The organism is Ectobacillus sp. OTK (assembly GCF_059698935.1).
On the sequence record NZ_AP048547.1, the window covers coordinates 4833310 to 4850000 of the forward strand.

The following is a 16691-nucleotide window of genomic DNA, read 5'->3' on the forward strand; positions in this document are numbered from 1 at the left end:
GGAACCGGCTCGGTCTGCTGCCGTAATAAAACACTCCGTGCACAAAACGCGCGGTTTGGCGAGGAATACTCGCAGAAGTCTTCCATGTGTTCTTCACCATCAAAGGCGCTTTGTCCTTTCATGAGGAAGGTTATTTTACGGATAGGAGCAATCCGGGAGCTAGAATACGTTTCTAAGAACAAAAAGGAGGATTCTTATGAATATGAAAGTAGAAACGAACTCCTCTTTTACAGAGCCGAAGACAAAGCAGCGAAAGAGCTGGCGTGTCTGGTGGAACTTACTCCGTCCACATACGTTAACAGCCGCATTCATTCCGGTTTTTATCGGAACTGCTTATGCACTTCACATCGGAGGTACCGATAAGATAAATCTTCCTCTTTTTTTTATGATGCTTCTTGCCTGTATTCTCATACAGGCGGCAACGAATATGTTCAATGAATATTTCGATTATAAGAGAGGATTAGATCATGAAGGCTCTGTAGGAATAGGAGGCGCGATTGTACGCGAAGGCATACAGCCAAAAACAGTCCTATATTTGGCATACAGCTTCTTTGCTGTTTCTATGCTAATCGGTGTTTACATTTGTATGCATTCGAGCTGGTGGCTTGCCTTAATCGGTCTTATTAGCATGGCTGTCGGTTATTTTTATACAGGAGGTCCTGTCCCAATTGCTTATACACCGTTCGGTGAAGTGACAGCTGGGCTATTTATGGGCGTTATTATTATCGGTATCGCCTTCTTTATCCAAACGGGAACAATCATATCAGAAATTATCATGCTATCCATTCCAACCTCTATCTTAATTGGAGCCATTCTGCTTTCGAACAACATTCGCGATTTAGACGGGGATAAAGAAAACGGTCGTAAGACGCTCGCTATTCTCGTCGGACGTCAAAATGCGATTCGTGTATTAGCTGGGATGTTCATCATATCTTACATTTGGTCCGTTGCACTCGTTTTTACAGGCATTGTATCAGCATGGATTTTTGTCGTATTCCTCAGCCTGCCAAAAACAATTGCAGCTACAAGAGGATTCATTGGTAAACGCATTCCGCTTGAAATGATGCCAGCAATGAAAGCGACTGCGCAGACGAACACCATTTTCGGATTCTTGTTTGCACTCGGCTTATTATTGGATTATCTCTTTTAGGACGCAGGCTTTGCCTGCGTTTTTTTATTGGGATAAAAAGCCTGGGCAGCCTGCTTAGCACCATCGCACTTATCTCACTTATTTTCCGCGCCTCCCCTTTCTTATATTTTTGGCAAAATGGTTCATACTACAAAAGAGATTACGCAGAGGAAGGTGACCAGTATGCTTTCTCAACAACAGCTGGACGAGCTCAAAGCAAGGCTACTGCACGAAAAAAAAGAACTGGAAGACAGCATTGAAATGCATCACAATAACGACAGGGACGGTATGCGAGACGCCACAAGCGAGCTTTCTCTATACGATAACCATCCCGGTGACGCAGCGACCGATTTGTTTGAGCGAGAAAAAGATTTTGGCATCATTGAATTTCGGGAAAAACAACTGGCGGATGTAAGATATGCATTAGAAAAAATCGAAAATGGCACGTATGGTATTTGCGAGGTATCTGGCGAGGAGATTCCTTTCGAGCGTTTAGAGGCTATGCCGACTGCCACGACACTTGTAGAGCATACACATAATAAGCTTCGATTGGATATACGTCCTGTTGAAGAAGAAGTTTTATATCCACCATTTGGTGTTCATGATATGGACAACAAAAAAGAAAATGTTGCGTATGATTCTGAGGATAGCTGGCAAGATGTAGCAAATTACGGCACATCAGAAACGCCTTCCGATTTTGAAAGAAGCGAGAGCAGGCACTATAACTCCATGTTTAATGAATCTGATGATCCTGTAGGCTATGTAGAGTCATTTGAGAATTTCATCGGCACAGATATATATGGAAAAAATCCAAAGGTCTATCCAGGAGCGGATGATCATGAGCTATATGAAGATATGATTGATGACTACGAGGAGCAAGCATATCGAGGCGATCTACCAGAAGACAGTTATTACCCGAAACGCTAAGAAAAGTTTGCTCAGGCAACGAAAGGCACACATTTCTAAATACGGTATATTTTTCACGATATAAAAAGAGCATTCCATCGCTGGAATGCTCATTATCTTATTACTTCTTTACTACGTTAGCAGCTTGTGGTCCGCGGTTTCCTTCAACAACTTCGAAAGAAACTTCTTGACCTTCTTCTAAAGTTTTGAATCCTTCTCCTTGGATTGCGGAGAAGTGAACGAATACGTCGTTTCCGTCTTCTGCTTGGATAAATCCGTAACCTTTTTCGCCGTTAAACCATTTTACTTTACCTACTTGCATTGTAGTACCTCCTAGATATAAGAAAAAAATGAAGCTATTTACCCCACATATAGGAGGATATAAAGAAAACGATCTGTTCCAAGCATGTGACGAAAACATCAAACCATGGTAAAGACGTGCTTTATTTCCGAAAGACTATATGTAGTTCAATAGTTACTTTAATTTATCATGAAAACATGCATTCAGTCAACTGAAAACTACGGAGTGAATTGTAAAAAATAACAAAAAATTCATTCCACTCTTTCTGTATTTTCGATAGAATGAATATATACATAAAGAAGTATAGTCAGTATATCAGTAAATAGGAGAGGTGAGTTAAAATGAGAGCACACGAAATTGAGTATAAACTTTACGGAGATGATATGCAATTCGTCGAAATTGAGTTAGATCCTCGGGAAAGCGTAATCGCAGAAGCTGGTGCGATGATGATGATGGAGGACGGCATTGAAATGGAAACGGTGTTTGGTGACGGCTCCGAACAAAAAGGATTATTTGGCAAGCTGATGGGGGCTGGAAAACGGATGGTCACAGGCGAAAGCTTGTTCATGACCGTCTTTACAAACAACAGCAGCAAGAAACGCCATGTATCCTTTGCTGCATCCTATCCAGGAAAAATTGTTCCGGTTGACTTAACGCAATACGGCGAGAAAATTATCTGCCAAAAGGATGCATTTCTTTGTGCGGCAAAAGGAGTGTCCGTAGGCATTGAATTCACAAAAAAGCTAGGCACAGGCTTCTTTGGCGGAGAAGGCTTCATTATGCAAAAGCTTGAAGGTGATGGTTTGGCTTTTATGCATGCCGGAGGGACGGTATACAAGCGTGACTTACAGCCGGGGGAACGTCTCCGTATTGATACAGGCTGCCTTGTAGCAATGACAAAGACCATCAACTACGATATTCAGTTTGTTGGCAACGTAAAAACAGCTTTATTTGGCGGAGAGGGGCTATTCTTCGCAACCTTAGAAGGTCCAGGTACTGTTTGGATTCAATCATTAACCCTTAGCCGTTTAGCACAGCGCATTGCTGGGTCCGCAGGCGTTAAGGGCGGCGGAGAAGGCAGTGTCCTCGGGGGAATCGGCCGTATACTAGACGGAATCGACTAATAGAAAGAACCAGCATCGCCTCTGATGCTGGTTCTTTTCATTTCTGCAACTTACGAATTTATTATAAATTTTTTGGTTAGAGAATCCTTTAACAAAGCAGGAAATTTAAGAAATAAAACATAACCTTTTTGAGGCGTTTTCTAGCTTCAGCACCCAGTCTGCATGATTACCTATCTCTCCTCATATATTGGATAGTGTTTGCGCACTACGATACAGCGCTAAGGGGGTTTCAATGTGTTATCTTCAGCTGCTAACAAAGAGCTCGCTATGCTTCTGGCTGACTGCTGCGAATTGACATACGAACAATATAAACAAAATGGTGTATTTCAACCGCCAAAAGGCTTTCAGCATATACGCAGCTTTCAAGCACAAGCCATTGGAACAACGGAATGGTTCGGCTTTATTGCCGAATCAGAACAATCGATTGTTGTTGCATTTCGAGGCACACAGTCCGACACTGATTGGATTGCTGATTCTCTCATCAATCAGCGTATCTATCCGTACACATCAAACAGCGGCCTTGTTCACAGCGGCTTTCTGTCTATTTATGAAACATGCCGTGATTCTATTATGGAAACGCTCGTCACGCTTCCAAAGCAAAAAAAACTGCTCGTAACCGGCCATAGCTTAGGAGGTGCTCTCGCAGTCCTTCATATGCTTGACGCCAGAGTAAACACTTCATTTGCAGATTACATCATGTACAATTTTGGTGCTCCCAAAACAGGCGATATTGCTTTTCGCAATTACTACAATTTACAGGTCGCCAAAACCTTCCGGATCGTCAATCTATTTGATGTGGTCCCGCTTCTGCCGCCGCACAAGGTTAAATTTGAAAAAGCATCTCAAGAATACGAATACTTCCATGTAAATAACGGCATCACATTCGCAGCAAATCTTGGATCCATTTCTAAAAATCATCATATCACCACATACAAGTCATCGATTGAAGGCTGGTCATAAAAAGAGACTTACTAAGAAAAACGGACATGGCCTGCCCTGCTCCCGAAGAAAGACAGTTCCCTGCACAATAGGGCGCTTTTTGTCTCGGTCGGCAAAGGCCTTTCCCCGCAGCAAGCAGGTCATAGGAGCAGGCCGGCGCTCCAAAAAGTTATACTTTCTTATCTTGTAAAAAAAACAACCCGCGTAAATTGAGCGGGTTGTTTACACTGTCTGCATAAAGGAGTGATCAGTATGCAAAAATCTTTATCTACTTCCTAACAAAACAGGATTGATATGCCAAATATCAGAAGCATATTGAGAAATTGTACGGTCACTTGTAAAATAGCCAGATCGCGCTACATTCGAAATGCTCATTTCCAGCCAACGGTTCCGATTTTCATAGGTTTTTCCGACCATGTCCTGCACATCAACGTACGGAGCAAAATCACGAAGCACAAAATATTCGTCGTTTTGAACGATAAGAGAATCATAAATTGCCTCGAACTCATCTCCTCCATCTGGAAAAAACCCATTGATGAGCTGATCTACTACCTTTTTAATTCGTTTATCATGATGGTAGTAGTCACCAGAACGGTAGCCCCCGCTTTGATAATAATGAAGCACCTCTTCTGCTGTTAGGCCGAAAATGAAAATATTGTCCGCTCCTGCTTCTTCTTGAATTTCAATATTCGCTCCATCTAGCGTTCCAACTGTTACTGCTCCATTCATCATAAATTTCATATTGCCCGTGCCAGATGCTTCCTTGCTTGCCGTAGAAATTTGTTCGCTGACATCAGCGGCAGGGAAAATATCCTCAGCTAAGGAAACACGATAATTTTCTAGAAAGACAACCTTTAAACGTTCGCTCGTTTGCGGGTCGTTATTCACTTTCTCTGCTACCTCATTGATCAGCTTAATAATTTTCTTCGCATAATAGTAGCCAGGGGAAGCCTTTGCCCCGAAAATAAAGGTGCGAGGATACATAGTAAAGCCATGGTCTTCCTTCAGACGATTATATAGGTGCATAATATGAAGTACATTCAATAACTGCCGCTTATAAGCATGCAGGCGCTTTACCTGCACATCAAAAATCGAATTCGTATCAACCCGTACCCCCGTCTGCTCCTCAATACGCTTTGCCAGCAGCTCTTTCCGAAGCTGCTTGACACCGTGAAACTTCTCCCGAAATGCGGGATCGTGCTTATAATTCGCAAGAGCCTGCAGCTCCGCAGGCTTTCGAATCCATCCTGGACCAATCGTGTCGGTAATTAGACCCGCAAGCTGCGGATTTGCCTTCAGCAGCCAGCGCCGATGCGTAATCCCATTCGTTTTATTGTTAAACTTTTCGGGATAATACTCATGAAATAGCTGCATCTCCCGCTTTTTTAAAATATCTGTATGGATTTTTGCAACACCATTCACACTGTGGCTGCCCACAATCGCAAGGTGTGCCATTTTAACAAGGTCATGGGCTACAATTGCCATATCCTCAATACGTTTCCAATCATATGGGTACCGATCCCATAAGTCGCGGCAAAAGCGCTCATTAATTTCCTCAACAATCATATAGATGCGCGGCAGCAACGGTTGAAAAATCCGAATAGGCCATTTTTCAAGCGCTTCAGACAAGGTTGTATGATTGGTATACGAGACTGTATTTACTGTAATATTCCAAGCTTCCTCCCAGCCAAGCTTTTCCTCATCAAGCAAAATACGCATTAATTCAGGAATAGCTAAAACAGGATGGGTATCATTAATATGAATGGCAACCTTCTCATGCAAATTTCTCAATGTTCCATTTCGTTCGCGATGCAGCTTTACGATATTTTGCAGGCTTGCCGATACCAGAAAATATTGCTGCTTTAGACGTAATATTTTTCCTTCATCATGTGTATCGTCAGGATACAAAAACTCTGAGACTGCCTCGGTTTCCCGTTTATATACGAGTACGTTTTGATTGTTTGGAGGAAATGGAACAGGCTCCGCATTCCAAAGACGCAGTGTATTCACTGTTTCCGTATTATAGCCAACAACCGGAATGTCATATGGTACCGCCATAATGACCTCTGCCTTACGATGATGGAATTCTAGCTTTCCATCCATGTTGGATGTTTCCACATTTCCCCAAAAGCTGACTTCTACTGCTTGATCATGACGCCGTACTTCCCATACATTACCGTGGCGAAGCCATTGCTCTGGCAGCTCAACCTGATAACCGTTTACGATTTTTTGATCAAATAGACCATGCTTATAGCGAATCCCGCAGCCATGGCCCGGTAAATTAAGAGAAGCCAATGAATCAAGAAAACATGCCGCAAGCCTTCCAAGTCCACCGTTTCCAAGTCCAGCGTCCGCTTCATTTTCCTCTAGCTCATTAAGACTAATTCCTAACTCACGGAGCCCTTCCTCACACATTTTCCAAATGCCAAGGTTCATTAAATTGCTGCCTAATAAACGGCCAAGCAAAAACTCAATCGATAAATAGTACATTTGTTTATGATTTTCTGTACGATTTCTTTCATTAGTGGCAATCCAACGTGAACTAATATACTCCCGGACCATATGCCCTAACGTATTATATTGATCTCGCGGCGTGGAGTCTTTGAAGCTTTTCCCGTACATGGTTTCGAGCTTATCCAAAAAAGCTGCTTTAAAGCCTTCCTTACTTGAAAACATGCTCCTCACCTCTATATCACTAGTCGACTAAGCTTTCATACAGCTCCTTATATTGTCTTGCGGACTGTCCCCAGCTGTAATCCTCGCTCATCGCTCTCTTCACGAGTGTATTCCATACTTCTTTTTGGTGATAGTACGAAACAGCTCTAAGAATGGTATGCAGCATATCATGCGCATTGAAATTGGCAAAGCTGAATCCGTTTCCTTCTCCTGTGCTCTCATTATACGATTGCACGGTGTCGTTTAATCCTCCCGTCTCCCTTACAATCGGCAGTGTCCCATATTGCAAGGCAATAAGCTGTCCAAGACCGCACGGCTCAAACAAAGACGGCATTAAAAACAAATCAGCGCCAGCGTATACTTGATGTGCGAGCGATTCGCTAAATCCTATGTATACCTTTACCTTATCCGGATATTGAGCTGCCATTTCGTTAAAAAAGCTTTCATACTCCCAATCACCCGACCCGACGATGCATATCTGTACATCCTCCGCCGCCAACTCATGAAATACACGACGGACTAAATCAAGTCCCTTTTGCTTTGTAAGACGAGTGACCATAGAAATGATAGGTACATCCTCACGTTCCGGCAAGCCGAATCGGCGTTGCAGCGCACGCTTGTTCTCCTGCTTAAGCTCTAATGTCTCTTCGCTGTACGGTACCTCAATTTCTTGATCAGTACGCGGGTTATAAAATGCAGCATCGATTCCGTTTACGATACCAGCTAGCTTATCGCTATATCTTCGCAGGAGGCCATCTAGCTTCTCTCCAAAAAATGGATATTTAATTTCCTCTTTATAGGTCGGACTAACTGCCGTAATCACATCAGATGCAACAATGCCGCCCTTCATAAAGTTCATGTTCCCATAAAATTCAAGACGGTCATTTGTAAAATGCTCGTTTCCAAGACCGAGTAAATCATGCATTACACTATAAGGGAATATCCCCTGGAACTGTAGATTATGGATAGTAAATGCTGTTTTCATATGTGCATATGGTTCAATGCCCTTATATTGTTCTTTTAGCAAATAGTTAGCCATTGCTGTATGCCAGTCATGACAATGCAAAACATCCGGCACAAAGTCCAGATGTGGAATACTCTCCAAAACGGCTTTAGAAAAGAAAGAAAAACGTTCACCGTCATCATAATGACCGTACAAGGAATCCCTTTTAAAATAATATTCGTTATCTATTAAGTAATACGTAATGCCGTCAAGCTCTGTTTCGAAAATACCGCAATGCTGGTTACGCCATCCGAGCTGTACTGTAATTACTTTGCGCAGAGTGCTCGCTTCACGTAACCGCTCTGGGATAAGGCTATATTTCGGCAGCATTACCCGCACATCCATGCCGAGCTTTTTCAATTCCTTTGGGAGCGCACCTGCTACGTCGGCAAGACCTCCTGATTTAATAAATGGTACGCACTCAGATACTGCAAATAAAATGTTCACGAATTCATCAACGCTCCTTGTACTGTTCCTTTTTCAATTACATGCGGAACCCCTGCTGTCCCTGTTAAAATTGTTCCGTCTTCAATTTTAACATCTTTGTCGATGATTACGCCGTCTAGTACGCAATTCTCTCCGATTTGGCTTTTTTGCATAATGATGCTATTTCGTACAATAGATCCTTTTCCAACTTTTACAGCGCGGAAGATAATGCTGTTATGTGCATCCCCCTCAATAATGCTGCCATTGGCAACCATAGAGTTGCTTACTTTTGCTTCTCTGCCATACCTTGTTGGAGGCTCATCTTTTACTTTTGTAAATACAGGCGCTCCTGTCATAAATAACTGCTTCCACACTTCTGGCTTTAAAATTTCAATGCTGTGCTTGTAGTAGCTCTCCACTGAATCAATAATCGCAACATAGCCCTCATACTCATATTTATGTGAGCATAAAGTACTGCATTGCTCTTTAACAACATCAATCAAGCTATGGAATCCCTTGTCTTTATATTGATGAAACAGATTCAGCAGCAAGTCCTTTTCCATGATATATGTTTGCAAGGATTGTCCATCATGGCGTACTTCTGTAATGGCTGCCCCGACTTCAATATGGCGTCTTAAAATCGGCTTGAAGTTCATTGCAGTTACAATATGACAATTCGTAATCACGATATACTTTTGTCTGCTGCGCAGAAAATAGTCCATATTCCTAGCAAGCTGATTGAAGGAACCAAATTCTTCGTTATCACATTGGCTGTTTGGCGTAAATACGAACAGGCCATCTCGTTTGCGATCCAAATCCCACTGCTTACCGGATCCGAGGTGATCCATTAAGGAACGGTTTTTATGCCCAGTAAAAATCGCTACGCTATGAATATCGGAGTTGACCATATTCGATAGCATAAAATCGATTAAACGATATCGTCCTCCAAAAGGAAGGGCAGCTAGAGAGCGATGCTGCGTCAGTGCTTGTAAAGGTGAAAATTCATACGTTGCGTTAATAATTCCTAACATGGATTCGTTCATATTTGCCTAGTTCCCCCTTTAGATTTCATCAGCCACGAGAATAACATCCTCGCTATTTTTTAATGGACGAATAACAGCATTGTCCTCCACAACCATTCCAGGTGCAATGATGGCTCTTTCAATCGTTACATTTTTTCCAATATGTGCATCCGGCATAATAACGGAGTCCTTTATATTGCTCCCCTCTCCAATGGTCACACCCTGAAATAATACAGAATGCTGTATATCTCCCTCAATCACACAGCCTTCATTTACAAGTGACTCCTCTACAACTGCACTAGGCGCAATGTATTGCGGAGGCTGATTTGGATTAACAGAATAAATGCGCCAATCCCGGTCGTACAAGTTGAGGGTGGAGTCGCCCTTTAACAGATCCATATTCGCTTCCCACAAGCTTTTTACTGTTCCGACATCCTTCCAGTATCCCTCAAATGGATAAGCAACAATTTTCTTGTTCTCCTCAAGCAAAAGCGGGATAACGTCCTTTCCAAAGTCATTGCTTGATTCCGGATTTCGAGCATCCATCTCCAAAAATTCCTTTAGAATAGACCATTTAAAAATGTAAATCCCCATGGATGCAAGGTTGCTTTTTGGGAACTGCGGCTTTTCATCAAATTCCACAATCTCCATAGCTTCGTTTGTGTTCATAATGCCAAAGCGGCTTGCTTCTTCCCAAGGCACCTCAATAACGGAAATAGAGACATCCGCATCCTTTTCAATGTGATAATCAAGCATTTTGGAATAGTCCATTTTATAAATATGGTCCCCTGATAAAATTAAAACGTACTCAGGATCATATTGCTTAAGATAGTTCATGTTTTGATAAATAGCACTTGCTGTTCCTGTATACCACTTTACACCTGAGGATTCTGAATAAGGAGGAAGCACTGTAACTCCTCCATTATTCCTATCCAAATCCCAAGCGCTTCCAATTCCAATATAAGAGTTGAGCACAAGGGGCTGATATTGCGTGAGAACACCGACCGTTTCAATGCCTGAATTTGTACAGTTGCTTAACGTGAAATCAATAATGCGATATTTTCCTCCAAACGGTACAGCAGGTTTAGCTAGATATTTTGTAAGGGAGCTTAAACGACTACCCTTTCCTCCTGCCAATAGCATGGCTACGCACTTTTTTCTCTGTCCCATTACTTTTGTTCCCCTTCCTTGTTTTTGCTGGTCTTAGTATAGATATGCCAAAAGGCGGTATTGTTATTTCGATATGGGACGGCTGATTATGGTATGGCTCATGAATCGTTTTGATTCGTTTTCCATTTACCTGTCCAGAACCGCCGTATTGCGTTCCATCACTATTTAAAACCTCTGTATAAGAATTGAATGACGGCACTCCTACTCGATAGTTCTCATACACACGTTCTGTAAAGTTACAAATAACAACTAGCATGTCATCTTCTTTTTTCCCTTTGCGAATGAAGGAGAAAATGCTTTGCTCGCGATTATCCGCATCAATCCATTCAAAACCTTCATACGTATGATCAAGCTGCCAAAACGGTTTAGAATTTTTATATAGCACCATCAATTCTTTGAAATAATGATTCATAAGACGGTGCATCTCAAACTCATGAAGATTCCAATCTAAATCTTCTAAGTCCTTCCACTCGTCAAACTGCCCAAATTCCCCTCCCATGAAGAGAAGCTTCTTCCCAGGGTGTGTAATAAAGTAACCATATAGAAGGCGCAGCTGTGCAAATTTACGCCAATAATCTCCAGGCATTTTATTTAAGAGAGATTTTTTTCCATGTACCACTTCATCATGAGAAAGCGGCAAAATGAAGTTCTCTGAATAGGCATACAGCAAAGAAAACGTGATTTTATCATGAATATGCTTCCGATGCTCCGGCTCGCACTCCATGTACTTTAGCACGTCATTCATCCAGCCCATATTCCATTTATAATTGAAACCGAGACCTCCTTCATATGTTGGAGCTGTCACAAGAGGCCAATCGGTAGAGTCCTCTGCAATCATAAGCACATTTGAATCATACGCAAATACTGCCTCATGCAGTTTTTGTAAAAAGGAAACTGCTAATTCATTTTTTTGGAACTGTCCGTTCGCATTCCAATACAGCATGTTCGCAACAGCGTCGACCCGAAAGCCGTCTACATGATAATATTTCATCCAAAATAACGCATTGGAAATAAGAAAACTCTGAACCTCCGGCTTTCCTACATCAAAGTTTGCCGTTCCCCATATTGGGTTTTCCCTTACATGTATGTCTGTATATTCGTATGTCGGTTCTCCGTCAAACATATATAATCCATGTGCGTCCTTACAATAATGCCCAGGCACCCAATCTAAAATCACGCCGAGACCATGCTCATGACAACGGTCAATGAAATACATTAAATCCTCCGGCTTACCGTAACGGCTTGTCGGAGAATAGTAGCCGGTTCCTTGATAGCCCCACGAGCGATCATATGGATGCTCAACAAGCGGCATAATTTCAATATGTGTAAACTGATGCTCTAAAACATATGGAATGAGTTCCTCTGCCATCTCACGATACGAATAAAAGGACCCGTCCTCTTTTAGCTTCCACGAACCAAAATGAAGCTCATAAATAGCTAGTGGCTCTTCAAATACTTTCTTTCGCTTTTTAGCACGCATCCATTTTTCATCATTCCATTTATAATTCCCTAAAGTATGGACGATAGAAGCTGTATGCGGCCTTAGCTCAGAAAAAAATGCATAGGGATCTGCCTTCAGCAGCACTTGGTCATCCTTCGTTTGAATAGCGTACTTATACAGCTCTCCCTGACCAATATTCGGAATAAATAAGGACCAAATTCCTTCTGTGTTTAACTTCTCCATTACATGGCTTTCATTGCTCCATTCGTTAAACTCTCCGACGACACTCACACTTTTAGCATGTGGAGCCCAAACGGAGAAACGAGTACCCCTAATTCCATCCTCGGTTGTTGTATGCGCTCCGAAGGCTTGATAGCTTTCGTACAAACTCCCTTCATGGAACAGATGAACTTCATAATCTGTAGGATGGGTTGTAACCACGTGTTTCACCTCACAAGTATAAATAACATTTCTTAATAAAGTATTCTGTAAAAAAAGGAGAAATCCCTTGCAGATTTAGGGAAAATATATAGTTTCGTCCGCTAAAATCAGTCATTTTTCGTCAAACTAGGCGTCTGATATCATATTTTGGCGATGGTTGAATTGGAAGCGTTTTATACTAAAATAGTGTTATCTTTTTAATGAAACGAGTTAACTATAATGTAGCCTTTTTATCATTTGAGATATGTTTTTTAGGAGGAATTCTGACATTAATCATAAAATAATCATGTAAAGAAGCTGGAACAACTTGTAGATTACTTTGTAAAGAAAAATATTCATTCACAATTTGTTCACAAATACTCCAAAGGAATGAGACTAAATTATACATTTTGTGCAAAGATTGAGGAATATCTAGAGGTTCGTTAAAAACACAAGGCTCCGAACTCGCCTCTCGACATGACTTGAGGAAATCACACATTTTGAAGAAAATTTTTAAATGCCGGAAACGCTCTTCCCCCGTACGAAGGTGTTTCCACACATAGACCGAACACATCGCTTGGTTATAAAGCTGGAAAGAACAAGGGAGTTCCCAATTCAAGTCCTGAGGTACAGTGTGTGTATAGATCCGATTGGAAAAATAGCATGCTTTTATTCTCTCCATCAATTTTTTGGTTTATTTTGGTAACTATATTTTACTGAAAGAATGTTCGCCTGTCCATTAGAAGCTCTTCATTCACAAAAAATGCCAGGTGATTGTCTAACTGACACTCATTCCCACTTATCGCTGGCCGCGCCCGTAACAGTAGAGGTCTTCTGTCAGAAAATGATAAATAAAAGCATAAAAAAGAGTTAGCGATATATCGCTAACTCTTTTTTATGACCCGTACGGGATTCGAACCCGTGTTACCGCCGTGAAAGGGCGGTGTCTTAACCACTTGACCAACGGGCCTAAATGGCAGAGAAGAAGGGATTCGAACCCTCGCGCCGGTTACCCGACCTACTCCCTTAGCAGGGGAGCCCCTTGAGCCACTTGGGTACTTCTCTATTTGGCTCCGCAAGTAGGATTCGAACCTACGACCTATCGGTTAACAGCCGATTGCTCTACCGCTGAGCTATTGCGGAATAATTCAATTTTAAATAATTGAAACAATGGGCCTAAATGGACTCGAACCATCGACCTCACGCTTATCAGGCGTGCGCTCTAACCAGCTGAGCTATAGGCCCCTATTATGGAGCGGGTGATGGGAATCGAACCCACGCTATCAGCTTGGAAGGCTGAAGTTCTACCATTAAACTACACCCGCAAAATGTGAGCCATGAAGGACTCGAACCTTCGACCCTCTGATTAAAAGTCAGATGCTCTACCGACTGAGCTAATGGCTCATAACTGGTGCCGGCTAGAGGACTTGAACCCCCAACCTACTGATTACAAGTCAGTTGCTCTGCCAATTGAGCTAAGCCGGCGTAATATATTTTTATTACCAAATAAGAGTACTTGTCCTTCGTCCTCATTAAAAGTGGCTCGGGACGGAATCGAACCGCCGACACGAGGATTTTCAGTCCTCTGCTCTACCGACTGAGCTACCGAGCCAAATGGCGGTCCCGACGGGGATCGAACCCGCGATCTCCTGCGTGACAGGCAGGCATGTTAACCACTACACCACGGAACCATTTTGGTTGCGGGGACAGGATTTGAACCTGCGACCTTCGGGTTATGAGCCCGACGAGCTACCAGACTGCTCCACCCCGCGATGATAAAGTATTTACATAAATGGAGGAGGGTGTGGGATTTGAACCCACGGACGTGTTACCGTCTCCGGTTTTCAAGACCGGTGTATTAAGCCGCTCTACCAACCCTCCGTAAAGCATTAAATGGTGGACCTTGTAGGACTCGAACCTACGACCGGACGGTTATGAGCCGTCTGCTCTAACCAGCTGAGCTAAAGGTCCTTATAGTAGCGGCGGAGGGGATCGAACCCCCGACCTTACGGGTATGAACCGTACGCTCTAGCCAGCTGAGCTACACCGCCATGATATTAATATTAAAGTGGAGCCTAGCGGGATCGAACCGCTGACCTCCTGCGTGCAAAGCAGGCGCTCTCCCAGCTGAGCTAAGGCCCCATATCGGGAAGACAGGATTCGAACCTGCGACCCCCTGGTCCCAAACCAGGTGCTCTACCAAGCTGAGCCACTTCCCGTTCAAGCGCGCCCGAAAGGACTCGAACCCATAACCTTCTGATCCGTAGTCAGACGCTCTATCCAATTGAGCTACGGGCGCATGTTATTGAATATATATTGTATGAAACAGTGCCGAGGGCCGGGCTCGAACCGGCACGGTAGTCACCTACCGCAGGATTTTAAGTCCTGTGCGTCTGCCAATTCCGCCACCCCGGCATGAAAGCGGAAGACGGGATTCGAACCCGCGACCCCAACCTTGGCAAGGTTGTATTCTACCACTGAACTACTTCCGCATGACAAACACTGTAATCATATACAATTGTAAATGGTGCGGGTGAAGGGACTCGAACCCCCACGCCAAAGGCGCCAGATCCTAAGTCTGGTGCGTCTGCCAATTCCGCCACACCCGCAAGATATAATGGGGCGATTGATGGGAATCGAACCCACGAATGTTGGAGCCACAATCCAATGCGTTAACCACTTCGCCACAACCGCCATTATATGGTGCCGGCTAGAGGACTTGAACCCCCAACCTACTGATTACAAGTCAGTTGCTCTGCCAATTGAGCTAAGCCGGCATATTTATGGTGGAGGATGACGGGCTCGAACCGCCGACCCTCTGCTTGTAAGGCAGATGCTCTCCCAGCTGAGCTAATCCTCCACATTGCCTAGCGACGTCCTACTCTCACAGGGGGAAACCCCCAACTACCATCGGCGCTGAAGAGCTTAACTTCCGTGTTCGGTATGGGAACGGGTGTGTCCTCTTCGCCATCATCACTAGACCTATTTTCTTGACTCATATTAGAGACAATGATCATTATATCACGCTCTTTTATAAAGTCAACAGGAATTTTGATATTCCTTCAAAACTAGATAACACACTGCACTTTGTAATGTTTTTCTATCCAGCTCCAGTTCACAGCTCTCTTTGGTCAAATAACCTCATGCAACGAAGTCTATCGGCTTCTTTTGCCTGAGAACATTTGCCCTACGGAGCTAACCGCTCACGTCCGCTTTTAGTTTATGATTAAGCCCTCGATCGATTAGTATCTGTCAGCTGCACGTGTCGCCACGCTTACACCTCAGACCTATCAACCTGATCATCTTTCAGGGATCTTACTAGCTTGACGCTATGGGAAATCTCATCTTGAGGGGGGCTTCATGCTTAGATGCTTTCAGCACTTATCCCGTCCGCACATAGCTACCCAGCGATGCCCTTGGCAGAACAACTGGTACACCAGCGGTGCGTCCATCCCGGTCCTCTCGTACTAAGGACAGCTCCTCTCAAATTTCCTGCGCCCGCGACGGATAGGGACCGAACTGTCTCACGACGTTCTGAACCCAGCTCGCGTACCGCTTTAATGGGCGAACAGCCCAACCCTTGGGACCGACTACAGCCCCAGGATGCGATGAGCCGACATCGAGGTGCCAAACCTCCCCGTCGATGTGGACTCTTGGGGGAGATAAGCCTGTTATCCCCGGGGTAGCTTTTATCCGTTGAGCGATGGCCCTTCCATGCGGAACCACCGGATCACTAAGCCCGACTTTCGTCCCTGCTCGACTTGTAGGTCTCGCAGTCAAGCTCCCTTATGCCTTTACACTCTTCGAATGATTTCCAACCATTCTGAGGGAACCTTTGGGCGCCTCCGTTACACTTTAGGAGGCGACCGCCCCAGTCAAACTGCCCACCTGACACTGTCTCCCGCCCCGATAAGGGGCGCGGGTTAGAACTTCAATACAGCCAGAGCGGTATCCCACAGGCGCCTCCACCGAAGCTGGCGCTCCGGCTTCCCAGGCTCCCGCCTATTCTGTACAAGCTGTACCAAAATTCAATATCAGGCTACAGTAAAGCTCCACGGGGTCTTTCCGTCCTGTCGCGGGTAACCTGCATCTTCACAGGTACTATAATTTCACCGAGTCTCTGGTTGAGACAGT

10 protein-coding genes, 22 tRNA genes and 2 rRNA genes (1 of these 34 running past the window's edge) are annotated in these 16691 nt (G+C 43.8%); 4 read left to right on the forward strand and 30 right to left on the reverse strand.

The annotated features are described in order from the left end of the window. Positions 1-196 precede the first annotated feature (196 nt). Positions 197-1150 (forward strand): 1,4-dihydroxy-2-naphthoate polyprenyltransferase, encoded by a 954-nt coding sequence (locus AC6HZ4_RS23935; RefSeq protein ID WP_497492358.1) that lies wholly within the window; start codon positions 197-199, stop codon positions 1148-1150. Between the two features lie 162 nt (positions 1151-1312). Then, positions 1313-2056, forward strand: coding sequence for a TraR/DksA C4-type zinc finger protein (locus AC6HZ4_RS23940; protein ID WP_497492359.1), 744 nt, complete (start codon positions 1313-1315; stop codon positions 2054-2056). A gap of 100 nt (positions 2057-2156) precedes the next feature. Here the strand turns inward: AC6HZ4_RS23940 and AC6HZ4_RS23945 are convergent, their stop codons facing one another. Beyond that, positions 2157-2357, reverse strand: a complete 201-nt coding sequence (locus AC6HZ4_RS23945) for a cold-shock protein (RefSeq protein ID WP_129730690.1) — start codon at positions 2355-2357, stop codon at positions 2157-2159. A 320-nt stretch (positions 2358-2677) separates the two neighbouring features. Between AC6HZ4_RS23945 and AC6HZ4_RS23950 the strand changes: the two genes are divergently transcribed. Then, positions 2678-3460 (forward strand): TIGR00266 family protein, encoded by a 783-nt coding sequence (locus AC6HZ4_RS23950; protein ID WP_497492360.1) that lies wholly within the window; start codon positions 2678-2680, stop codon positions 3458-3460. A 267-nt stretch (positions 3461-3727) separates the two neighbouring features. Continuing rightward, the gene (locus AC6HZ4_RS23955) at positions 3728-4420 is read left to right on the forward strand and encodes a lipase family protein (protein WP_497495831.1); all 693 of its coding nucleotides are present in this window, start codon (positions 3728-3730) and stop codon (positions 4418-4420) included. Between the two features lie 243 nt (positions 4421-4663). Here AC6HZ4_RS23955 and AC6HZ4_RS23960 read toward each other — a convergent pair whose 3' ends face one another. From AC6HZ4_RS23960 to AC6HZ4_RS24100, 29 genes are all read right to left on the reverse strand, one after another. After that, positions 4664-7075: a glycogen/starch/alpha-glucan phosphorylase gene (locus AC6HZ4_RS23960; protein WP_497492361.1), complete on the reverse strand. Its 2412-nt coding sequence runs from the start codon at positions 7073-7075 to the stop codon at positions 4664-4666. Positions 7076-7094: 19 nt separating this feature from the next. Then, positions 7095-8525, reverse strand: a complete 1431-nt coding sequence (glgA, locus tag AC6HZ4_RS23965; protein WP_497492362.1) for a glycogen synthase GlgA — start codon at positions 8523-8525, stop codon at positions 7095-7097. Beyond that, positions 8522-9547 (reverse strand): GlgC family sugar phosphate nucleotidyltransferase, encoded by a 1026-nt coding sequence (locus tag AC6HZ4_RS23970; RefSeq protein WP_497492363.1) that lies wholly within the window; start codon positions 9545-9547, stop codon positions 8522-8524. The genes glgA and AC6HZ4_RS23970 overlap by 4 nt, the downstream gene beginning before the upstream one ends. An 18-nt stretch (positions 9548-9565) precedes the next feature. Continuing rightward, entirely contained in the window at positions 9566-10696 is a 1131-nt protein-coding gene (locus AC6HZ4_RS23975; protein WP_497492364.1) for a glucose-1-phosphate adenylyltransferase, read from the reverse strand. Then, positions 10644-12578 carry a 1,4-alpha-glucan branching protein GlgB gene (gene glgB / locus AC6HZ4_RS23980; RefSeq protein ID WP_497492365.1) on the reverse strand — a complete coding sequence of 645 codons (1935 nt, stop codon included), beginning with the start codon at positions 12576-12578 and terminating at the stop codon, positions 10644-10646. Before glgB ends, AC6HZ4_RS23975 begins: the two co-directional genes overlap by 53 nt. Positions 12579-13455: 877 nt before the next feature. After that, positions 13456-13527: transfer RNA gene (locus tag AC6HZ4_RS23985), tRNA-Glu, on the reverse strand. 4 nt (positions 13528-13531) lie between these two features. Further along, a tRNA-Ser gene (locus AC6HZ4_RS23990) sits at positions 13532-13622 on the reverse strand. Between the two features lie 3 nt (positions 13623-13625). After that, positions 13626-13700: transfer RNA gene (locus AC6HZ4_RS23995), tRNA-Asn, on the reverse strand. Positions 13701-13728: 28 nt separating this feature from the next. Next, positions 13729-13802: transfer RNA gene (locus tag AC6HZ4_RS24000), tRNA-Ile, on the reverse strand. 6 nt (positions 13803-13808) lie between these two features. Then, positions 13809-13882, reverse strand: a tRNA-Gly gene (locus AC6HZ4_RS24005). A 6-nt stretch (positions 13883-13888) separates the two neighbouring features. Further along, a tRNA-Lys gene (locus AC6HZ4_RS24010) sits at positions 13889-13961 on the reverse strand. A 5-nt stretch (positions 13962-13966) separates the two neighbouring features. Next, positions 13967-14042: transfer RNA gene (locus tag AC6HZ4_RS24015), tRNA-Thr, on the reverse strand. A gap of 54 nt (positions 14043-14096) precedes the next feature. Then, positions 14097-14169 (reverse strand) — tRNA-Phe (locus tag AC6HZ4_RS24020). Between the two features lie 3 nt (positions 14170-14172). Continuing rightward, positions 14173-14248, reverse strand: a tRNA-Asp gene (locus AC6HZ4_RS24025). A gap of 4 nt (positions 14249-14252) precedes the next feature. Next, positions 14253-14329 (reverse strand) — tRNA-Met (locus AC6HZ4_RS24030). Between the two features lie 21 nt (positions 14330-14350). After that, positions 14351-14438, reverse strand: a tRNA-Ser gene (locus tag AC6HZ4_RS24035). Positions 14439-14451: 13 nt separating this feature from the next. Beyond that, positions 14452-14528, reverse strand: a tRNA-Ile gene (locus tag AC6HZ4_RS24040). Positions 14529-14534: 6 nt separating this feature from the next. Beyond that, positions 14535-14608, reverse strand: a tRNA-Met gene (locus AC6HZ4_RS24045). A gap of 18 nt (positions 14609-14626) precedes the next feature. Beyond that, positions 14627-14699, reverse strand: a tRNA-Ala gene (locus AC6HZ4_RS24050). A gap of 3 nt (positions 14700-14702) precedes the next feature. Further along, a tRNA-Pro gene (locus AC6HZ4_RS24055) sits at positions 14703-14776 on the reverse strand. A gap of 6 nt (positions 14777-14782) precedes the next feature. Beyond that, positions 14783-14856 (reverse strand) — tRNA-Arg (locus AC6HZ4_RS24060). A gap of 30 nt (positions 14857-14886) precedes the next feature. Beyond that, positions 14887-14972: transfer RNA gene (locus AC6HZ4_RS24065), tRNA-Leu, on the reverse strand. 5 nt (positions 14973-14977) lie between these two features. After that, positions 14978-15049 (reverse strand) — tRNA-Gly (locus AC6HZ4_RS24070). Positions 15050-15082: 33 nt separating this feature from the next. Continuing rightward, positions 15083-15166: transfer RNA gene (locus tag AC6HZ4_RS24075), tRNA-Leu, on the reverse strand. 9 nt (positions 15167-15175) lie between these two features. Further along, positions 15176-15251: transfer RNA gene (locus tag AC6HZ4_RS24080), tRNA-His, on the reverse strand. A 7-nt stretch (positions 15252-15258) separates the two neighbouring features. Continuing rightward, positions 15259-15334: transfer RNA gene (locus AC6HZ4_RS24085), tRNA-Thr, on the reverse strand. 7 nt (positions 15335-15341) lie between these two features. Then, a tRNA-Val gene (locus tag AC6HZ4_RS24090) sits at positions 15342-15417 on the reverse strand. Between the two features lie 5 nt (positions 15418-15422). Continuing rightward, positions 15423-15538: ribosomal RNA gene (gene rrf, locus AC6HZ4_RS24095) — 5S ribosomal RNA — on the reverse strand. Between the two features lie 241 nt (positions 15539-15779). After that, positions 15780-16691 (reverse strand): 23S ribosomal RNA (locus AC6HZ4_RS24100) (it continues 2014 nt past the right edge of the window).

Excerpts from the sequence above, each read along its gene's own strand:
- AC6HZ4_RS23935 (WP_497492358.1), top strand. The coding sequence starts at position 197 with ATGAATATGAAAGTAGAAACGAACTCCTCTTTTACAGAGCCGAAGACA.
- AC6HZ4_RS23940 (WP_497492359.1), top strand. The coding sequence starts at position 1,313 with ATGCTTTCTCAACAACAGCTGGACGAGCTCAAAGCAAGGCTACTGCAC.
- AC6HZ4_RS23945 (WP_129730690.1), bottom strand. The coding sequence starts at position 2,357 with ATGCAAGTAGGTAAAGTAAAATGGTTTAACGGCGAAAAAGGTTACGGA.
- AC6HZ4_RS23950 (WP_497492360.1), top strand. The coding sequence starts at position 2,678 with ATGAGAGCACACGAAATTGAGTATAAACTTTACGGAGATGATATGCAA.
- AC6HZ4_RS23955 (WP_497495831.1), top strand. The coding sequence starts at position 3,728 with ATGCTTCTGGCTGACTGCTGCGAATTGACATACGAACAATATAAACAA.
- AC6HZ4_RS23960 (WP_497492361.1), bottom strand. The coding sequence starts at position 7,075 with ATGTTTTCAAGTAAGGAAGGCTTTAAAGCAGCTTTTTTGGATAAGCTC.
- AC6HZ4_RS23970 (WP_497492363.1), bottom strand. The coding sequence starts at position 9,547 with ATGAACGAATCCATGTTAGGAATTATTAACGCAACGTATGAATTTTCA.
- AC6HZ4_RS23975 (WP_497492364.1), bottom strand. The coding sequence starts at position 10,696 with ATGGGACAGAGAAAAAAGTGCGTAGCCATGCTATTGGCAGGAGGAAAG.